This is a genomic window from Streptomyces sp. NPDC045778 (genome assembly GCF_056431945.1).
Genome location: NZ_JBWKJZ010000007.1, coordinates 71133 through 86165, shown reverse-complemented (window position 1 = coordinate 86165; position 15033 = coordinate 71133). Strand labels below are relative to the sequence as shown.

Here is a 15033-nt window from a genome sequence, read left to right as displayed (position 1 = left end):
AACGCGCGCGTGCGCTGGAGAGCCCATGGACCCGACCCACTGGTTCGACCCATACCCCCGGCCAAAGGTTGCATGGGCCCCTTCTTGTTCCTTGGGGGAAGGGCTTTCTAGCGTGAGGTGAACTTCATTCGAACGCCAGGAAGTTGACCCATGTCACAACAGTCCCTGCGACGAGACACGGCCGGGCGACGGGAGCCACGGGAGATACCGCCCCTCGCCGAGGTGCGCCGCGTCACCGAGAAGAAGCGCGACGCCTGGTGGACCGTGCTGCTCGTCGACCCCGTCGCCACGCCGCTCGTCCGCCAGACCGCGCTGCGCACCCGGATCACGCCGAACCAGATCACCTGGGGCGCGTTCCTGCTCGGGCTCGGCTCCGCAGTGTGCTTCGCCTTCGGTGACTGGCGGTGGCTGTGCCTCGGCGCCGTGATCTACCACCTGAGCTTCGTCCTGGACTGCATGGACGGCAAGGTCGCGCGCCTGACCGGCCAGGGGTCGGTCTTCGGCGCGTGGCTCGACTTCGTCTTCGACCGCATCCGGGTGATGGTGTGCGGGGTCGCCCTGATGGGCGGGCAGTACGAGCGCACCGGTGACGTGGTGTACGTGTGGCTCGCCCTCGCGGTGGTCGGGCTCGACACGCTGCGATACATCAACTCCCTTGAGATCTTCAAGGTCCGCTACACCATGCGCAAGCAGATCAAGTCCCGGGTGCGGGCCGCGCGGCGGGCGGAGAACCAGGCCGAGCTGGCCTTCATGGAGGACCTGCTGCGGGAGAACCCCGAGGCGGACGTCGAGCGGGACCAGGCCGCCGGGGTGGCCGGTCCCGAGCCCGCGGCGCCGGACGCGCTCGTGGGCCGGGCGGCCGGGCCGGCGGAGGCGGGGCTGTCCGCGGACCCCGGCGCGCCCGCCCCGGCCCGCCCCGCCAAGCAAGTCATCGACCTGCACCAGGAGTTCCGCCACCGGTTCCCCGCCTATCTGCGGGCCCGGTCCTTCCTGCTGCGGCACCGCATCCGCACGCACCTCGTGAGCGGGGTCGAGTTCCAGATGGGCGTCTTCATCCTCGGGCCGCTCTTCGACGCGGTGATTTTGGCGACCATCATCTCCGGCGCGCTGCTGCTGGTCTTCGAACTCGCCATCATCTACAAGCTGCTCCTGTCGACGCGCGACTTCACGCGGACGATCGACTCCTTCGAGCAGCCGGTCACCACGGCGGCCTAGCCGGCGCCACCGAAGGTCTTCTGCGCCCTGCCCGCTCGGGGGAGGGGCAGGGCGCAGAGGGGGGCCGGGGGGCGGGGGTGCCCGAAGTGTCATGGGTGGGTCGATTTGTTATTACAGAACCTTGTTGAACAAGTCACAGCCGCATGAAGGTATTGATCTGCGCGCGTCATTCAGACAGGGTTTCGTCCCAACGCCCGGAGATCTTCAGTTCTTTCGGAGCGAGCCGGGCGCCGCAGTGAAAGCTTGACAACCCCACATAGCTCCACATCCCCCCACAACACCCCACGAGGAGCCCCCTCTTCATGGCAGCTCACAAGCGCGCTCGCACGATGAAGCTCACCGCAGGGATAGCCACCGCCGCCACCGCGGTGGGCGTGACCGTCTTCGCCGGTACGTTCGCCGGAGCCTCGACCCCCGCCGAGGGCAAGGTGTACGGAACCGACGCCAAGGGCGCCGTGGCCGGCAGCTACATCGTGCTGCTCGACGACAAGGCCACCAAGGACGCCAAGGCGGACCTCGCCGAGCAGTACGGCGGCGACCTCGGCCGCACCTACTCCTCGGCCGTCAACGGCTTCTCCGCCACGGGCCTGAGCGAGACCGAAGCCAAGCGCCTGGCCGCCGACCCGGCCGTCGGCAAGGTCGTCCAGAACAAGAAGTTCTCCATCGACGCCACCCAGGACAACCCGCCGTCGTGGGGCCTGGACCGGGTCGACCAGGCCGACACGGCGGGCGACAAGAAGTACACCTACCCGGACAAGGCCGGTGAGGGCGCGACCGCTTACGTCATCGACACCGGCGTCCGCGTCAGCCACAAGGACTTCGGCGGCCGTGCCGTCTCCGGCTTCGACGCGGTCGACAACGACGACAACGCGGACGACGGCAACGGCCACGGCACCCACGTCGCGGGCACCATCGCGGGCTCGGCGCACGGCATCGCCAAGAAGGCGAAGATCGTCGCCGTGCGCGTCCTGGACGACCAGGGCTCCGGCACCACCGAGCAGGTCGTCGCGGGCATCGACTGGGTCACCAAGAACCACAAGGGCCCGTCCGTCGCCAACATGAGCCTCGGCGGCGGCGCCGACGAGGCCCTGGACGAGGCCGTCCGCAAGTCCATCGCCGCCGGCGTCACCTACGCGGTGGCCGCGGGCAACGAGTCGGCCGACGCGAGCAAGGGCTCCCCCGCGCGCGTCAAGGAGGCCATCACGGTCGCCTCCTCCACCAAGGACGACCAGCAGTCGGACTTCTCCAACTTCGGTGCCGCCGTGGACCTCTACGCCCCGGGCTCGGACATCACGTCCGCCTGGAACACCGGTGACGACGCCACCAAGACGATCTCCGGTACGTCCATGGCGACCCCGCACGTGGTCGGCGCCGCCGCCCTGTACGTGGCCGCGCACCCGGACGCCAAGCCCGCGGACGTCGCCAAGGCGCTGACCGACGGCGCGACCCCGGACAAGATCTCCAACCCGAGCGAGGGCACGCCCAACAAGCTCCTGAAGATCGGCGAGTAGTTTCCGAAAAGGCCGCCGCGCCGCCGCTCGGGCGGGGCGGCGGCCCTCTTGGGACCGGCGGCCGTCGTGCCCACCCCCACGGGGCACGGCGGCCGCCTTATCGTGGGCGCATGGCGACGAAGATCTACGCGGCGCTCCTGCGCGGCGTGAACGTGGGCGGCAGCAGGAAAGTGCCGATGGCCCGGCTGCGCGCGCTCCTCGAAGGGCTCGGCCTCACCGGCGTACGGACGTACCTGCAAAGCGGGAACGTGGTGTTCGGGGCGGACCACGGCGACGAGGACGCCCTCGCGGCCGAACTCGCGGCCGCCCTGGAGCAGGAGTTCGGCTTCGGCGTGGAGCTTCTGGTGCGCGACCACGCGTATCTGCGGGCGGTGGCCGACGCCTGCCCCTTCCCCGCCGCCGGCCTTGAGGCCAGGCAACTGCACGTCACGTACTTCTCCGCGCCCGTGGACGCCGCCCGCTTCGCCGGGCTCGACCAAGCGGGCTTCCTGCCGGAGGAGTTCCGGCTCGGCGACCGCGCCCTGTATCTGTACGCGCCCGACGGCCTCGGCCGGTCCAAGCTCGCTGAGGCCTTGGGGCGCCCCGCCCTCTCCAAGGGCCTCGTCGCCACGAGCCGCAACTGGAACACCGTCACCAAGCTCGTGGAGCTGACCGAGGCGCCGGGAGCCGGCCGATGACCGACCGCTCGCCCGCCGTGGAGGCGGCCATCGAGAACGAGCTGCGGCTGCTCGACCCCGAGGTGCGCGCCTCGCCCGAGCTGTTCGGCGATCTGCTCCACCCCGAGTTCACCGAGTTCGGCGCCTCGGGCGCGCGCTGGGACCGGGCGTCGATCGTACGGGTCCTCACCGCGAGCCCCGAGCCCGGCGCCCGCCCCGTCACGACCTCCGGCATGCGGGGCGTGCAGCTGGCCGACGACGTGGTGCACCTGACGTTCGACACCGACAGCAACGGCCGTCTGGTGCACCGCAGTTCGCTGTGGCGGCGCACGGCCGACGGCTGGCGCCTCTGGTTCCATCAGGGCACGCCGTTCACCCCTCCCGACGAGAGCGGCCGGCAGTGAGGGCGCTCACGCCGCCTGCGGCAGCGTGACGGTGCGGACGCCGCAGTAGGTCGTACGCGAGACGATCTCGGCGGGCACCGCGAGCCGCGGGTCGGCCAGGAGCCGGCGCACGGCCTCGGGTCGGCCGGGATCCGGCGCGTGCCCGGCGGCCGAGGTGACGACGGCGACCGCGTCGAGCAGCGCGAGGTCCTCCGCGGTGACCTCCGCCTCGTCCTTCTCGATCAGGCCCCAGCCGTCCCACGGCAGCGGCTCCACGCCGCCGAGCGCGGCGAGGTCGGCCACCACGTCGGCGCGTACGAGCCCCATGCCCTTGATGTCGGGCACGGTGAACACGCCGAAGGTCTCCGGGTCCACGCGCCCCTCCCGGCACGCCTGCCAGGCGTCACCGGCGACCAGGAACGCGTCGCGCGGCACGTCCATCGGGTCGAACGCCGTCTCGTGCAGGTCGCCGTACAGCTGCGGGTCCGCGAGGAGCCAGCGCCCCTCGTACCAGTACTCCGTCACCCAGTGGTTGTCGTGGAAGTCCGGCTCGAAGTACGTACCGTAGCCGCCCCTCAGCCGAGCGGGGGTGCCGGTCTCGCGCAGCAGCGAGCACAGCAGCAGCGCGAAGTCACGGCAGGTGGCGACGAACCGCGCCGCCGGCTCGCGCTCCTCGGTGAGCGGGGTGTCCCCGCGCTCGCCGAGGATGCGCAGGATCTCGCTGGTGTACCGGGACTCGGCGTCCTCGTGCAGCCGTGCGGCGGGGATCACGTAGTCGAAGGTCTCCCGCTCCTCGCGGTGCAGCAGCACGCCGCGCACCAGGGCGGCGAGCGCGGCGGGCGCGCGGGGCAGCGGGTCGGGGCCGAGCAGGGCGTCGAGCCGGGGTCCCGGCGTGCTGTACGGGCTGTGGGTCAGGTAGTCGCTGTCCATGCGCCCCAGGCTGGGGTCTGCCCCAGGGGCAAGGTCCAGACCGTCGCCGGGGAGATGTTGGGCGGCTACCCCGCGGCAGGCAGGGCGCCCCAGCCGGGACCGTGCGCGACAGCGGGCGGGCGGGCGGCGTCCGCCCCGAAGCGGCGGCACGCGTCGAACCGATCGAGCAGCACCCGCGCGACCAGCGGCGAGTCCCCGAGCACGCCCCCGAGGACGTCGGCGTCGGCGGCCCCCCGGGCGATCCGGTCGGGCAGGAACCCCGGAGCCAGGACGTACGGGGCCACCGCCACCCGCCGCACTCCGGGTGTCCGGCGCAGCGACTGGACGGCCCGCTCGGTGGGGGGCAGTGCCGCGGAGGCGAACGCAGGCCGCACGGCGCACCAACCGGTACGCCGCCACTCCCGCGCGATGTCAGCGATCACTGCGATCGCCTCCGGGTCCGTGGAGCCGGCCGAGGCGAGGACCACCCCGGTCGCGGCCTTGTCGGCGGGGTCGAGCCCCGCCTCGTACAGCCGCTGTTCGAGCGCGGCGAGCAGCAGCGGCGACGGGCCGAGCACCCCCGCCTGGCGCACCCGCATCCCGGCGGGGGCCGCTCGGAGCACGGCGGGGATGTCGGCCTTCGCGTGGAAGGCGCGGGTCAGCAGCAGCGGCTGGGCGACGACGTCGCGCACGCCGTCGGCGGCCAGGGACGCGAGGGCGTCCGGGACCGCCGGGGCGTCGAAGTCGAGGAACCCGACCTGCACCCGAAGGCCCGGGCGCAGCGTCCGCACGCGGCGCACGAGGGCGCGCACCGTCACGGCGTGCCGCGGATCGCGGCTGCCGTGGGCGATGACCAGGAGCGCGGGGGAGGGGGAGGTGTGCATCGTGATCACTTCACAAGGAGGCCGCGGCTGCGCAACACCCACCGCTCAAGGGGGCTGAAGATCAGCAGGTCGATGGCGATGCCGACGACCAGGATCAGCAGGATGGCGAGGAAGACCTGCGACATGCTGCTGTTGGTGCGGCCCGCCTCCAGGAGCTGGCCGAGCCCCATGCCGAGGTCCGGCGACTGCGCGATGATCTCGGCGGCCATCAGCGACCGCCAGGAGAACGCCCAGCCCTGCTTCAGGCCCGCCAGATATCCGGGCAGGGCGGCGGGCATGACGATGTGCCAGGTGCCGCGGAGCCCGGTGGCGCCGAGCGTGCGGCCCGCCCGCAGGAACAGCGGCGGCACCTGGTCCACGCCCGCGACCAGGCCGTTGGCGATCGACGGCACGGCGCCGAGCAGGATCACCGCGTACATCATCTTGTCGTTGAGGCCGAGCCAGATCACCGCGGGGGGCACCCACGCCACCGACGGCAGCGACTGGAGCCCCGACAGGACCGGGCCGATGGCCGCCCGCACGAAGCGGACGCGCGCCACGACGAGGCCGAGCGGCGTGCCGATGACGAGGGCCATGAGGAAGCCGAACATGCCGCGCGAGACGGACGTCCAGATGTAGTCGAGCAGGGTGCCCTGCCGCCAGGCGGTCTCGACCTCGTCCCACACCGCGCCCGGGGCGGGCAGCTTGTAGCTGTCGGTCACCTCGGCCCAGACGAGGACCTGCCAGACCACCAGGACGAGCAGGACCGCCGTCACCGGCGGCAGGACCTTCTGGACCAGCGTCTCGCGCAGCGGGACGCGCCGCGTCTGCACGGTGTCCAGGGCGTCCAGGCCCGCCTCGAGGCCCGCCAGGTCGTGGCTGTCCCGCCGCTCACCCTCGCGCGCCGCGGGGGTCTTCGTCTCAGTGCTGCCCATGGCGGCGGATCTCCCCACGCAGTTCTTCGGTGATCTCGACGGACAGCTCGGCCACGGCCGTGTCCTCGATGCGGCGCGGCTGCTCGATGTCGACGGTCCACTCGCGCGCCACCCGGCCGGGCCGCGAGGACAGCAGGACCACGCGCTGGGCGAGCCGTACCGCCTCGCGGACGTTGTGCGTGACGAACAGGACCGAGACGCCGGTCTCGCGCCAGATCCGGGTCAGCTCGTCGTGCAGCACGTCCCGGGTGATCGCGTCGAGCGCCGCGAACGGCTCGTCCATGAGCAGCAGCTTGCTGTCCTGGGCGAGCGCGCGGGCCAGGGCGACCCGCTGGCGCATGCCGCCGGACAGCTCGTGCACGCGCTTGCCGTACGCGCCCTCAAGACGGACGAGGGCCAGCAACTCCTCGGCCCTGGGGCGCCGTTCGGCCTTGGGCAGGCCCCGCAGCCTCAGGGCAAGCTCGATGTTCTTGCCCGCGGTCAGCCACGGGAACAGGGCGTGCTCCTGGAACATCAGGGCCGGGCGCCCGTCGGTGCCGATGCTGCCCGCGCTCGGCCGGTCGAGCCCGGCCACGAGGTTGAGCAGCGTCGACTTTCCGCAGCCCGAGGCCCCCAGGAGGGTGACGAACTCCCCCTGGCCGACGTCGAGGGTGATGTCGTCCAGGACGAGCTGCTGCCCCGCCGGTGTGGCGAAGGACTTCGAGACGTGCTCGATGCGCGCGGCGACCCCGGCCGCGTCCACGGTGTGTGCGGCGCCTTCGGGGGCCTTGGCGAGCGTCGTGCCCATGGTCGTCACCTCCTGAGAACCTGAACTGTGGGCGTGGTCGGGTTACTTGACGCCGAGGCCGGCGTCGTCCACCGCGGGCTCGCCCGCCGCCTTCAGGACCTTGTTGAGCGGCCTCAGGTCGTAGATGCCCTTGAGGTCGGGCCGCTCCAGGAGGCCCGCCTTCACGGCGTGCTCGGCCTCGGTGTCGAGCGTCGCCGCCAGCGGGTCGTTGGTGAACTGGATCGACTTCCAGGCCGGGTCGATGACCTTCGCGGGCAGCTCCTTGCCGGAGTGCTGCTTCAGCACGGCGTTGGCGGCGGCCTTGGCCTTGTCCGGGTTGTCCTTGATGAACTGGTTCGCCTTCACCGCGCCCCGCAGGACGGCCTCGACCACCTTCGGGTGGTCCTTCAGGAACTGCTGCCGCACGATGATGTTCGTGATCACGAACTTCTTGCCGGGCCACAGGTCGGACTCGTCCAGGAGCACCTTCGCGCCCTCGGACACCAGCTTGGAGGCGGTCGGCTCCGGCACCCAGGCGCCGTCGATCGAGCCGGACTTGTAGGCGTCCGGCGTGATCTTGTTGTCGGTGCGGACCACGGAGACGTCGCCCTTGCCGCTCTGGGCGTCGACCTTCCAGCCCTTCTCCTTGATCCAGTTGAGGAAGGCCACGTCCTGGGTGTTGCCGAGCTGCGGGGTGGCGATCTTCTTGCCCCTGACGTCGTCCAGGGACTTGATCTTGTCCGGGTTCACCACGAGCTTCACGCCGCCGGACGCCGAACCGCCGATGATGCGCAGGTTCTCGCCGTCGGACTTGGTGTAGCCGTTGATGGCGGGCGACGGGCCGATCCAGCCGATGTCGATCGACTTGGAGTTCAGCGCCTCGATCTCCGAGGGGCCCGCGTTGAACTGCGCGTACGACGCCTTGGTGGCGCCCAGTTCCTTCTGGAACAGGCCCTCGTGGTCGCCGACGAGCGCCGTGCCGTGGGTGAGGTTCGGGAAGTAGCCGATCTTCACCTCGTCCAGGCCGTCGATCTTCTTCGCGTCGGCGGCGATCTTCGCCTTGCCGTTGTCGTCCTTGTCGGCGTCCGAGCCGTATCCGCAGGCGGAGAGCGCGAGCGCGAGCAGGGGCAGGGCGGCGACGGCGGTCAGGCGGGCCGAGCGCGCGCGGGGAGAGCGGCGGCCGGAGGTGCGGATGGCTGGCACGGGAGGGGTTCCTCTCGTTGGCCCGGCGGGCGCACGGTCAGGGTGCGGCCGGGTGGATGTCGGCGGATCTTCGTCTGCGTACGAAGGGACGGCGGGGGGTGAGGGCGCGCGAGCGGTGCGCGTACGTCATGACACACATCGCGTCACGCCGCCGGACCCCGCGCCGAGGGCGCCGCTGCCCACGCGGCCGCCCTCCTTGGCGAAGGTCGAGAAGACATCGGGGGAACCCATGGTCAGAAGTCCCACCCTTCCTCGTCGGCCGCGGCCGGCGCGGGCGCCTCGGCCCTGGCGAAGGCCTCGCCCGCCATCCCGGCGGCGAGCGTCGTGCCGTCCGCCGGGTCGATGAGGAGGAAGGAGCCGGTGCGGCGCGAGTCCGCGTACGCGTCGAGCGCGAGCGGCTCCGCGGTGCGCACCAGGACCCGGCCGATGTCGTTGGCCGAGAGCAGCCCCGGGTTGGGGTGCTGGGACAGGTCGTCCAGGGTGAGCCGGGACGGGATCTGCTTCACGATCGCCTTGACCGTGCGGGTGGTGTGCTTGAGCAGCACCCGCTGGCCCACGCGCAACGGCGTGTCGGCCACGTGGCAGACGGTGGCGGCGATGTCCTGGGTGGACGTCGGCGTATCACTGCTCGGGACGATCATGTCACCACGTGAGATGTCGAGGTCGTCCTCCAGGAGCACGGTCACGGACTGCGGCGTCCACGCCACGTCCACCGGCCTGCCCAGCAGGTCGATGCCCGCCACCTTCGTGGTGCGCCCCGACGGCAGGACCGTCACCTCGTCGCCGACGCGGAACGTCCCCGCGGCGATCTGCCCCGCGTACCCCCGGTAGTCGGGGTGCTCGGCGGTCTGCGGCCGGATCACGTACTGCACCGGAAGGCGCGCGTGGCAGCTGGTCAGGTCGTGGCTGACCGGCACGGTCTCCAGGTGCTCCAGGACGGTCGGGCCGCCGTACCAGTCCATGTTCGCCGACGGCTCCACCACGTTGTCCCCGGCGAGCGCCGAGATCGGGATCGCGGTGACCTCCGGGACGCCCAGCTCGGTGGCGTACGCGGTGAACTCCTCGGCGATCTTCGCGAAGACGGGCTCCGCGTACGCGACGAGGTCCATCTTGTTCACCGCGAGCACCACGTGCGGCACGCGCAGGAGCGCGGCCACCGCGGCGTGGCGGCGGGTCTGCTCGATCACGCCGTTGCGCGCGTCGACCAGGACCACGGCGAGGTCGGCGGTGGAGGCGCCGGTGACCATGTTGCGGGTGTACTGCACGTGGCCCGGCGTGTCGGCCAGGATGAACCGGCGGCGCGGGGTCGCGAAGTAGCGGTACGCCACGTCGATGGTGATGCCCTGCTCGCGCTCGGCCCGCAGGCCGTCGGTGAGCAGCGCCAGGTCGGGGCCCTCGGCGCCGCGGCTGCGCGAGGCGTGCTCGACGGCCTCCAGCTGGTCGGTGAGGACCGACTTGGAGTCGTGCAGGAGGCGGCCGACCAGGGTGGACTTGCCGTCGTCGACGGAGCCCGCGGTGGCGAAGCGCAGCAGCGTGGTGGCGAAGGGCCCGGCAAGTTGGCCCGCGGTGGTGCTGGTCATGGTTAGAAGTACCCTTCGCGCTTGCGGTCTTCCATCGCGGCCTCGGAGAGCTTGTCGTCCGCCCGGGTCGCGCCGCGCTCGGTCAGCCGGGACGCCGCGATCTCGGCGATGACGGCGTCGAGGGTGGTCGCGTCCGAGTCGACGGCCCCGGTGCAGGACATGTCGCCGACGGTGCGGTAGCGAACCACACGCCGGACGACGTCCTCGCCGTCCTTGGGACCGCCCCAGTCACCCGCTGTCAGCCACATGCCGTGGCGCTTGAAGACCGCGCGCTCGTGGGCGAAGTAGATCCCGGGCAGCTCGATGCCCTCGCGGGCGATGTACTGCCACACGTCCAGCTCGGTCCAGTTGGACAGCGGGAACACGCGCACGTGCTCGCCCGGGGCGTGCCGGCCGTTGTACAGCTGCCACAGCTCGGGCCGCTGGCGGCGCGGGTCCCACTGCGAGAACTCGTCCCGCAGCGAGAACACCCGCTCCTTGGCGCGCGCCTTCTCCTCGTCGCGGCGCCCGCCGCCGAAGACCGCGTCGAAGCGCTCGGCGGCGATCTTCTCCGTCAGCGGCAGCGTCTGGAGCGGGTTGCGGGTGCCGTCGGGGCGCTCCTTAAGCACACCGCGGTCGATGTAGTCCTGTACGGACGCCACGTGCAGGCGGAGCCGGTGCTCGGCCACCACGCGGTCGCGGTACTCGATGACCTCGGGGAAGTTGTGCCCGGTGTCGACGTGGAGCAGCGAGAAGGGGACCGGGGCCGGGGCGAAGGCCTTCAGCGCCAGGTGCAGCATGACGATGGAGTCCTTGCCGCCGGAGAACAGGATCACCGGCCGCTCGAACTCGCCCGCCACCTCACGGAAGATGTGGACGGCCTCGGACTCCAGGGCGTCCAGGTGGCTGAGCGCGTACGGGCTGTCGTCCGCGTGGTCCCCCGCGGGGCTCGCGGCGTCCCCGGCGTTCCCGGTGGTCGCGGCGGTCGTCATGCCAGACCCCTCTCGGTGAGCAGCGCGTGCACGGCTGCGGCGGACTCCTGCACGGTCTGGTCCTGCGACTCGACGCGCAGGTCCGGCGACTCGGGCTCCTCGTACGGGTCGTCGACGCCGGTGAGCCCGGACAGCTCGCCCGCGGCCTGCTTGGCGTACAGACCCTTCACGTCGCGTACGGAGCACACCTCCACGGGCGTGGCGACGTGCACCTCCACGTACGGGGTGCCGCCCGCCTGGTGGCGCTTGCGCACCGCCTCGCGGCTGTCCGCGAACGGGGCGATCACGGGGACGAGCGCGAGCACGCCGTTGCGGGCGAGCAGCTCGGCGACGAAGCCGACGCGCTGGACGTTGGTGTCCCGGTCCGCGCGGCTGAAGCCGAGGCCCGCCGAGAGGAACTCACGGATCTCGTCGCCGTCGAGCACCTCGACCGCGCGGCCCCGCTCGCGCAGGGTGCGCGCCAGCTCCTGCGCGATGGTGGTCTTGCCCGCGCTCGGCAGGCCGGTGAGCCAGACGGTGGCTCCGGTCACGTCGGTCTCCTCGACGGGTCGTGGGGCGCTCATCCGTGCAGCCCGCATTCGGTCTTGGCGCGCCCGGCCCAGCGGCCCGCGCGCGCGTCCTCGCCGTCGAGGAGGCGCCGGGTGCACGGGGCGCAGCCCACGGAGCCGTAGCCGTCCATGAGCAGCGGGTTGGTGAGCACGCCGTGCTCGGCGACGTAAGCGTCCACGTCGGCCTGTGTCCAGCGGGCGATGGGGGAGACCTTCACCTTGCGGCGCCGGTCGTCCCAGCCGACGACGGGGGTGTGCGCGCGCGTCGGGGACTCGTCGCGGCGCAGGCCCGTGGCCCAGGCGAGGTAGGGCGCGAGGCCGTCCTCCAGGGGCTTGACCTTGCGCAGGGCGCAGCACAGGTCGGGGTCGCGGTCGTGCAGGCGCGGGCCGTACTCGGCGTCCTGCTCGGCCACGGTCTGCGCCGGCGTCAGGGTGAGGACGTTGACGTCCATCACGGCCTCGACGGCGTCCCGGGTGCCGATGGTCTCCGGGAAGTGGTAGCCGGTGTCGAGGAACACCACGTCCACGCCGGGCCGGGCGCGGGAGGCGAGGTGGGCCACCACCGCGTCCTCCATCGAGGAGGTCACGCAGAAGCGGGCGCCGAAGGTGCCGGCGGCCCAGGTGAGGACCTCCAGGGCGGAGGCGTCCTCCAGGTCGCGCCCGGCCTGCTCGGCGAGCGCCTTCAGCTCGTCGGCCGGGGTGTCGGCCGGTACCTGCTGAATGGTCGTCATATCACTGTCTCTCCGCCGTCGTTGCGTCGAAGTCCACGGGTGAGCAACCCGAGGAACTTCAACTGGAAGGCGCGGTTGCACGCCGCGCATTCCCACGCGCCATGGGCCTGCTCGCTCGGACGCAGGTCCTCGTCGCCGCAGTAGGGGCAGTAGAAGGGTGCGGCCCGCTCGCTCATACCGGGGTCCTCGTCCCGCTCGTGGCGCTCACGACAGGGCCTCCTCGTCGGCCCGCGCGACCCAGGCGGCGAACCGCTCGCCGTCCGCGCGCTCCGCCTGGAAGCGCCTCAGCACCCGCTCCACGTAGTCCGGCAGCTCGGCGGAGGTCACCTTCAGGCCCCGCACCTTGCGGCCGAACCCGGCCTCCAGGCCGAGCGCGCCGCCCAGGTGCACCTGGTAGCCCTCGACCTGCTCGCCGTTCTCGTCCAGGACGAGCTGGCCCTTGAGGCCGATGTCGGCGACCTGGATGCGGGCGCAGGCGTTCGGGCAGCCGTTGATGTTGATGGTGAGCGGCTCGTCGAAGTCCGGGATGCGGCGCTCCAGTTCGTCGATGAGCGAGGCGCCGCGCGCCTTCGTCTCGACGATGGCGAGCTTGCAGAACTCGATGCCGGTGCACGCCATGGTGCCCCGCCGGAAGGAGGAGGGGCGCACGGTGAGGTCGAGCGACTCCAGGCCCGCCACCAAGGAAGCGACCTGGTCCTCGGCCACGTCCAGGACGAGCATCTTCTGCTCGGCGGTGGTGCGCAGGCGGCCCGAGCCGTGCCCGGCCGCGAGGTCGGCGATCTTCGTCAGGGTGGTGCCGTCGACGCGGCCGACGCGCGGGGCGAAGCCCACGTAGTAGTTGCCGTCCTGCTGCCGGTGCACGCCCACGTGGTCGCGCCAGCGCTTCAGGGGCTGCTCGGGCGCGGGCCCGTCGAGGAGCTTGCGCAGCAGGTACTCGTCCTCCAGGACGCGGCGGAACTTCTCCGCGCCCCAGTCCGCGAGGAGGAACTTCAGGCGGGCGCGGGTGCGCAGACGGCGGTAGCCGTAGTCGCGGAAGATCGAGATGACGCCCTCGAAGACGTCCGCGACCTCCTCCAGGGGCACCCAGGCGCCGAGCCGCTGGCCGATCTTGGGGTTGGTGGAGAGGCCCCCGCCGACCCACAGGTCGAAGCCGGGGCCGTGCTCGGGGTGGCGCACGCCCACGAACGCGATGTCGTTGATCTCGTGCGCCACGTCGAGCAGCGGCGAGCCGGAGATCGCGGACTTGAACTTGCGCGGCAGGTTGGAGAAGGCCGGGTTGCCGACGATACGGCGGTGGATCTCGTCGATCGCGGGCGTGCCGTCGATGATCTCGTCCTCGGCGATCCCGGCGACGGGCGAGCCCAGGATGACGCGCGGGGTGTCGCCGCAGGCCTCGGTCGTGGACAGGCCCACGGACTCCAGGCGGCGCCAGATCTCCGGCATGTCCTCGATGCGGATCCAGTGGTACTGGATGTTCTGCCGGTCGGTGATGTCGGCGGTGCCGCGCGCGAACTCCTGCGAGACCTCGCCGATGACGCGCAGCTGCTCGGTGGTCAGGCGTCCGCCGTCGATCCGCACCCGCAGCATGAAGTGCTCGTCGTCCAGCTCCTCGGGCTCCAGGATCGCGGTCTTGCCGCCGTCGATCCCGGGCTTGCGCTGGGTGTAGAGGCCCCACCAGCGCATCCGGCCGCGCAGGTCGTTCGGGTCGATGGAGTCGAAGCCGCGCTTGGAGTAGATCGTCTCAATGCGTGTCCGCACATTGAGACCGTCGTCGTCCTTCTTGAACTGCTCGTTGCCGTTCAGCGGCGTGAAGTGGCCGGCGGCCCACTGGCCCTCGCCACGGTGGCGGCCCGCCTTGCGGCGGGGTGCGGCGGGCGTGGATCGGTCCGGGGCGGTGGCCATGGGTACGTCCTTCACAGCAGACTGAGAGCGGCTCTGACCTGCGCACTCGCGCAGAAGGCGCGGCGGTGCGCGGGGAGGGGTCAGTTCAGGGAAAGCGGCGGTGCTGGGTCTCTCAGCTCGCCGGACACATGGCGCTGGACACGCGGACGAGGTCGACGTGACGTCGACTCACCAAGGCGATTCCAGCTCGAGACATGGCGAAAGCCTGGCATGCGCCTTTCGGCACCGTCCACCACTGTCCACATCTCGGATGAAGTTGTCTCGAATACTGGTCAGACGGCGGGGTGGGCGCCGGGCCAGGGACCCGGGGTCGGCTGCTCGGGCTCCTCGGAGGTCTCCGTCCTGAAGAGCTTGAAGCCGCGCCGCGTGTAGTTGTCCATGGCGTGTTCGCCGTCGAGGCTGCACGTGTGCAGCCACACGCGCTTCGTGGGCGTCCGGTCCGGCCAGCGGTCGGCCAGGTCCCAGGCCCGGGCCGTGCCGTACGACAGGAGGTGGCCGCCGATGCGGCGGCCCCGGAAAGCCGGGATCAGACCGAAGTAGACGATCTCCACCACCCCGTCGTCCTGCGCGTCCAGCTCCACGTACCCGGCCGGCGTGCCCTTCTCGTACGCGACCCACGTCTCCACGCCCGGTCGCGTCAGATGCTCCCGCCACTGCTCGTAGCTGAGCGAGAGGCGGTCGATCCACTTGATGTCGCCGCCGACGGCGGAGTACAGGAACCGGCTGAACTCGGGCGAGGGCACCTCGGCCCGCACGATCCGCACGTCGCCGTCGGGTGCGGCGGCGGGCCGCAGATCGGTGGGAGCGGTCTGCTCCAGGGACCAGGTGGTGACAGTGATGCTCATGGCGGCCAGAAAATC

Annotated in this window: 17 protein-coding genes; 4 read left to right on the top strand and 13 right to left on the bottom strand. The window is 71.7% G+C overall.

Going from position 1 to position 15033, the window contains the following annotated elements; genetic code table 11:
* Positions 1-150: 150 nt before the first annotated feature.
* The 4 genes from AC07GB_RS11380 to AC07GB_RS11365 all read left to right on the top strand — a co-directional run bounded on the left by AC07GB_RS11380 (position 151) and on the right by AC07GB_RS11365 (position 3786).
* On the top strand, positions 151-1215 hold the full coding sequence (locus tag AC07GB_RS11380; RefSeq protein ID WP_478843948.1) for a CDP-alcohol phosphatidyltransferase family protein: 1065 nt from the start codon (positions 151-153) through the stop codon (positions 1213-1215).
* Between the two features lie 302 nt (positions 1216-1517).
* On the top strand, positions 1518-2726 hold the full coding sequence (locus AC07GB_RS11375) for a S8 family peptidase (protein ID WP_478843946.1): 1209 nt from the start codon (positions 1518-1520) through the stop codon (positions 2724-2726).
* Positions 2727-2836: 110 nt separating this feature from the next.
* On the top strand, positions 2837-3403 hold the full coding sequence (locus tag AC07GB_RS11370) for a DUF1697 domain-containing protein (RefSeq protein ID WP_478843944.1): 567 nt from the start codon (positions 2837-2839) through the stop codon (positions 3401-3403).
* Positions 3400-3786, top strand: a complete 387-nt coding sequence (locus AC07GB_RS11365) for a nuclear transport factor 2 family protein (protein WP_478843942.1) — start codon at positions 3400-3402, stop codon at positions 3784-3786. Before AC07GB_RS11370 ends, AC07GB_RS11365 begins: the two co-directional genes overlap by 4 nt.
* 6 nt (positions 3787-3792) lie before the next feature.
* On the opposite strand, the gene AC07GB_RS11360 is transcribed toward AC07GB_RS11365, so the two are convergent.
* From AC07GB_RS11360 to AC07GB_RS11300, 13 genes are all read right to left on the bottom strand, one after another.
* Positions 3793-4695 carry a transglutaminase-like domain-containing protein gene (locus AC07GB_RS11360; protein ID WP_478843940.1) on the bottom strand — a complete coding sequence of 301 codons (903 nt, stop codon included), beginning with the start codon at positions 4693-4695 and terminating at the stop codon, positions 3793-3795.
* A 65-nt stretch (positions 4696-4760) separates the two neighbouring features.
* Complete coding sequence (locus AC07GB_RS11355) at positions 4761-5558, bottom strand: sirohydrochlorin chelatase (protein ID WP_478843938.1); 798 nt, start codon at positions 5556-5558, stop codon at positions 4761-4763.
* 5 nt (positions 5559-5563) lie between these two features.
* A complete protein-coding gene (locus tag AC07GB_RS11350) occupies positions 5564-6472 on the bottom strand; it encodes an ABC transporter permease (RefSeq protein ID WP_478843936.1) in 909 nt (302 codons plus the stop codon).
* A complete protein-coding gene (locus AC07GB_RS11345) occupies positions 6459-7259 on the bottom strand; it encodes an ABC transporter ATP-binding protein (RefSeq protein ID WP_478843934.1) in 801 nt (266 codons plus the stop codon). The genes AC07GB_RS11350 and AC07GB_RS11345 overlap by 14 nt, the downstream gene beginning before the upstream one ends.
* Positions 7260-7301: 42 nt before the next feature.
* Positions 7302-8441 carry an aliphatic sulfonate ABC transporter substrate-binding protein gene (locus AC07GB_RS11340; RefSeq protein WP_478843932.1) on the bottom strand — a complete coding sequence of 380 codons (1140 nt, stop codon included), beginning with the start codon at positions 8439-8441 and terminating at the stop codon, positions 7302-7304.
* A 233-nt stretch (positions 8442-8674) separates the two neighbouring features.
* On the bottom strand, positions 8675-10021 hold the full coding sequence (locus AC07GB_RS11335) for a sulfate adenylyltransferase subunit 1 (RefSeq protein WP_478843930.1): 1347 nt from the start codon (positions 10019-10021) through the stop codon (positions 8675-8677).
* 2 nt (positions 10022-10023) lie between these two features.
* Positions 10024-10992 carry a sulfate adenylyltransferase subunit CysD gene (gene cysD / locus AC07GB_RS11330; RefSeq protein WP_478843928.1) on the bottom strand — a complete coding sequence of 323 codons (969 nt, stop codon included), beginning with the start codon at positions 10990-10992 and terminating at the stop codon, positions 10024-10026.
* Positions 10989-11570 (bottom strand): adenylyl-sulfate kinase, encoded by a 582-nt coding sequence (cysC, locus tag AC07GB_RS11325; protein ID WP_478843926.1) that lies wholly within the window; start codon positions 11568-11570, stop codon positions 10989-10991. The genes cysD and cysC overlap by 4 nt, the downstream gene beginning before the upstream one ends.
* Complete coding sequence (locus AC07GB_RS11320; protein WP_478843924.1) at positions 11552-12271, bottom strand: phosphoadenylyl-sulfate reductase; 720 nt, start codon at positions 12269-12271, stop codon at positions 11552-11554. The genes cysC and AC07GB_RS11320 overlap by 19 nt, the downstream gene beginning before the upstream one ends.
* Positions 12268-12447, bottom strand: coding sequence for a hypothetical protein (locus tag AC07GB_RS11315; RefSeq protein WP_478843923.1), 180 nt, complete (start codon positions 12445-12447; stop codon positions 12268-12270). Before AC07GB_RS11315 ends, AC07GB_RS11320 begins: the two co-directional genes overlap by 4 nt.
* A gap of 28 nt (positions 12448-12475) precedes the next feature.
* Positions 12476-14173 (bottom strand): nitrite/sulfite reductase, encoded by a 1698-nt coding sequence (locus AC07GB_RS11310; protein WP_478843921.1) that lies wholly within the window; start codon positions 14171-14173, stop codon positions 12476-12478.
* A 112-nt stretch (positions 14174-14285) separates the two neighbouring features.
* Positions 14286-14369 carry a putative leader peptide gene (locus tag AC07GB_RS11305; RefSeq protein ID WP_318783855.1) on the bottom strand — a complete coding sequence of 28 codons (84 nt, stop codon included), beginning with the start codon at positions 14367-14369 and terminating at the stop codon, positions 14286-14288.
* A gap of 76 nt (positions 14370-14445) precedes the next feature.
* A complete protein-coding gene (locus AC07GB_RS11300) occupies positions 14446-15018 on the bottom strand; it encodes a GNAT family N-acetyltransferase (RefSeq protein WP_478843919.1) in 573 nt (190 codons plus the stop codon).
* Between the last annotated feature and the right edge of the window lie 15 nt (positions 15019-15033).

Coding starts and splice junctions, on each gene's coding strand:
- AC07GB_RS11375 (WP_478843946.1), top strand. CDS start 1,518: ATGGCAGCTCACAAGCGCGCTCGCACGATGAAGCTCACCGCAGGGATA.
- AC07GB_RS11320 (WP_478843924.1), bottom strand. CDS start 12,271: ATGACGACCATTCAGCAGGTACCGGCCGACACCCCGGCCGACGAGCTG.
- AC07GB_RS11335 (WP_478843930.1), bottom strand. CDS start 10,021: ATGACCAGCACCACCGCGGGCCAACTTGCCGGGCCCTTCGCCACCACG.
- AC07GB_RS11355 (WP_478843938.1), bottom strand. CDS start 5,558: ATGCACACCTCCCCCTCCCCCGCGCTCCTGGTCATCGCCCACGGCAGC.
- AC07GB_RS11370 (WP_478843944.1), top strand. CDS start 2,837: ATGGCGACGAAGATCTACGCGGCGCTCCTGCGCGGCGTGAACGTGGGC.
- AC07GB_RS11310 (WP_478843921.1), bottom strand. CDS start 14,173: ATGGCCACCGCCCCGGACCGATCCACGCCCGCCGCACCCCGCCGCAAG.
- cysC (WP_478843926.1), bottom strand. CDS start 11,570: ATGCGGGCTGCACGGATGAGCGCCCCACGACCCGTCGAGGAGACCGAC.
- AC07GB_RS11315 (WP_478843923.1), bottom strand. CDS start 12,447: ATGAGCGAGCGGGCCGCACCCTTCTACTGCCCCTACTGCGGCGACGAG.
- AC07GB_RS11365 (WP_478843942.1), top strand. CDS start 3,400: ATGACCGACCGCTCGCCCGCCGTGGAGGCGGCCATCGAGAACGAGCTG.
- AC07GB_RS11345 (WP_478843934.1), bottom strand. CDS start 7,259: ATGGGCACGACGCTCGCCAAGGCCCCCGAAGGCGCCGCACACACCGTG.
- AC07GB_RS11350 (WP_478843936.1), bottom strand. CDS start 6,472: ATGGGCAGCACTGAGACGAAGACCCCCGCGGCGCGCGAGGGTGAGCGG.
- AC07GB_RS11300 (WP_478843919.1), bottom strand. CDS start 15,018: ATGAGCATCACTGTCACCACCTGGTCCCTGGAGCAGACCGCTCCCACC.
- AC07GB_RS11305 (WP_318783855.1), bottom strand. CDS start 14,369: ATGTCTCGAGCTGGAATCGCCTTGGTGAGTCGACGTCACGTCGACCTC.
- cysD (WP_478843928.1), bottom strand. CDS start 10,992: ATGACGACCGCCGCGACCACCGGGAACGCCGGGGACGCCGCGAGCCCC.
- AC07GB_RS11360 (WP_478843940.1), bottom strand. CDS start 4,695: ATGGACAGCGACTACCTGACCCACAGCCCGTACAGCACGCCGGGACCC.
- AC07GB_RS11380 (WP_478843948.1), top strand. CDS start 151: ATGTCACAACAGTCCCTGCGACGAGACACGGCCGGGCGACGGGAGCCA.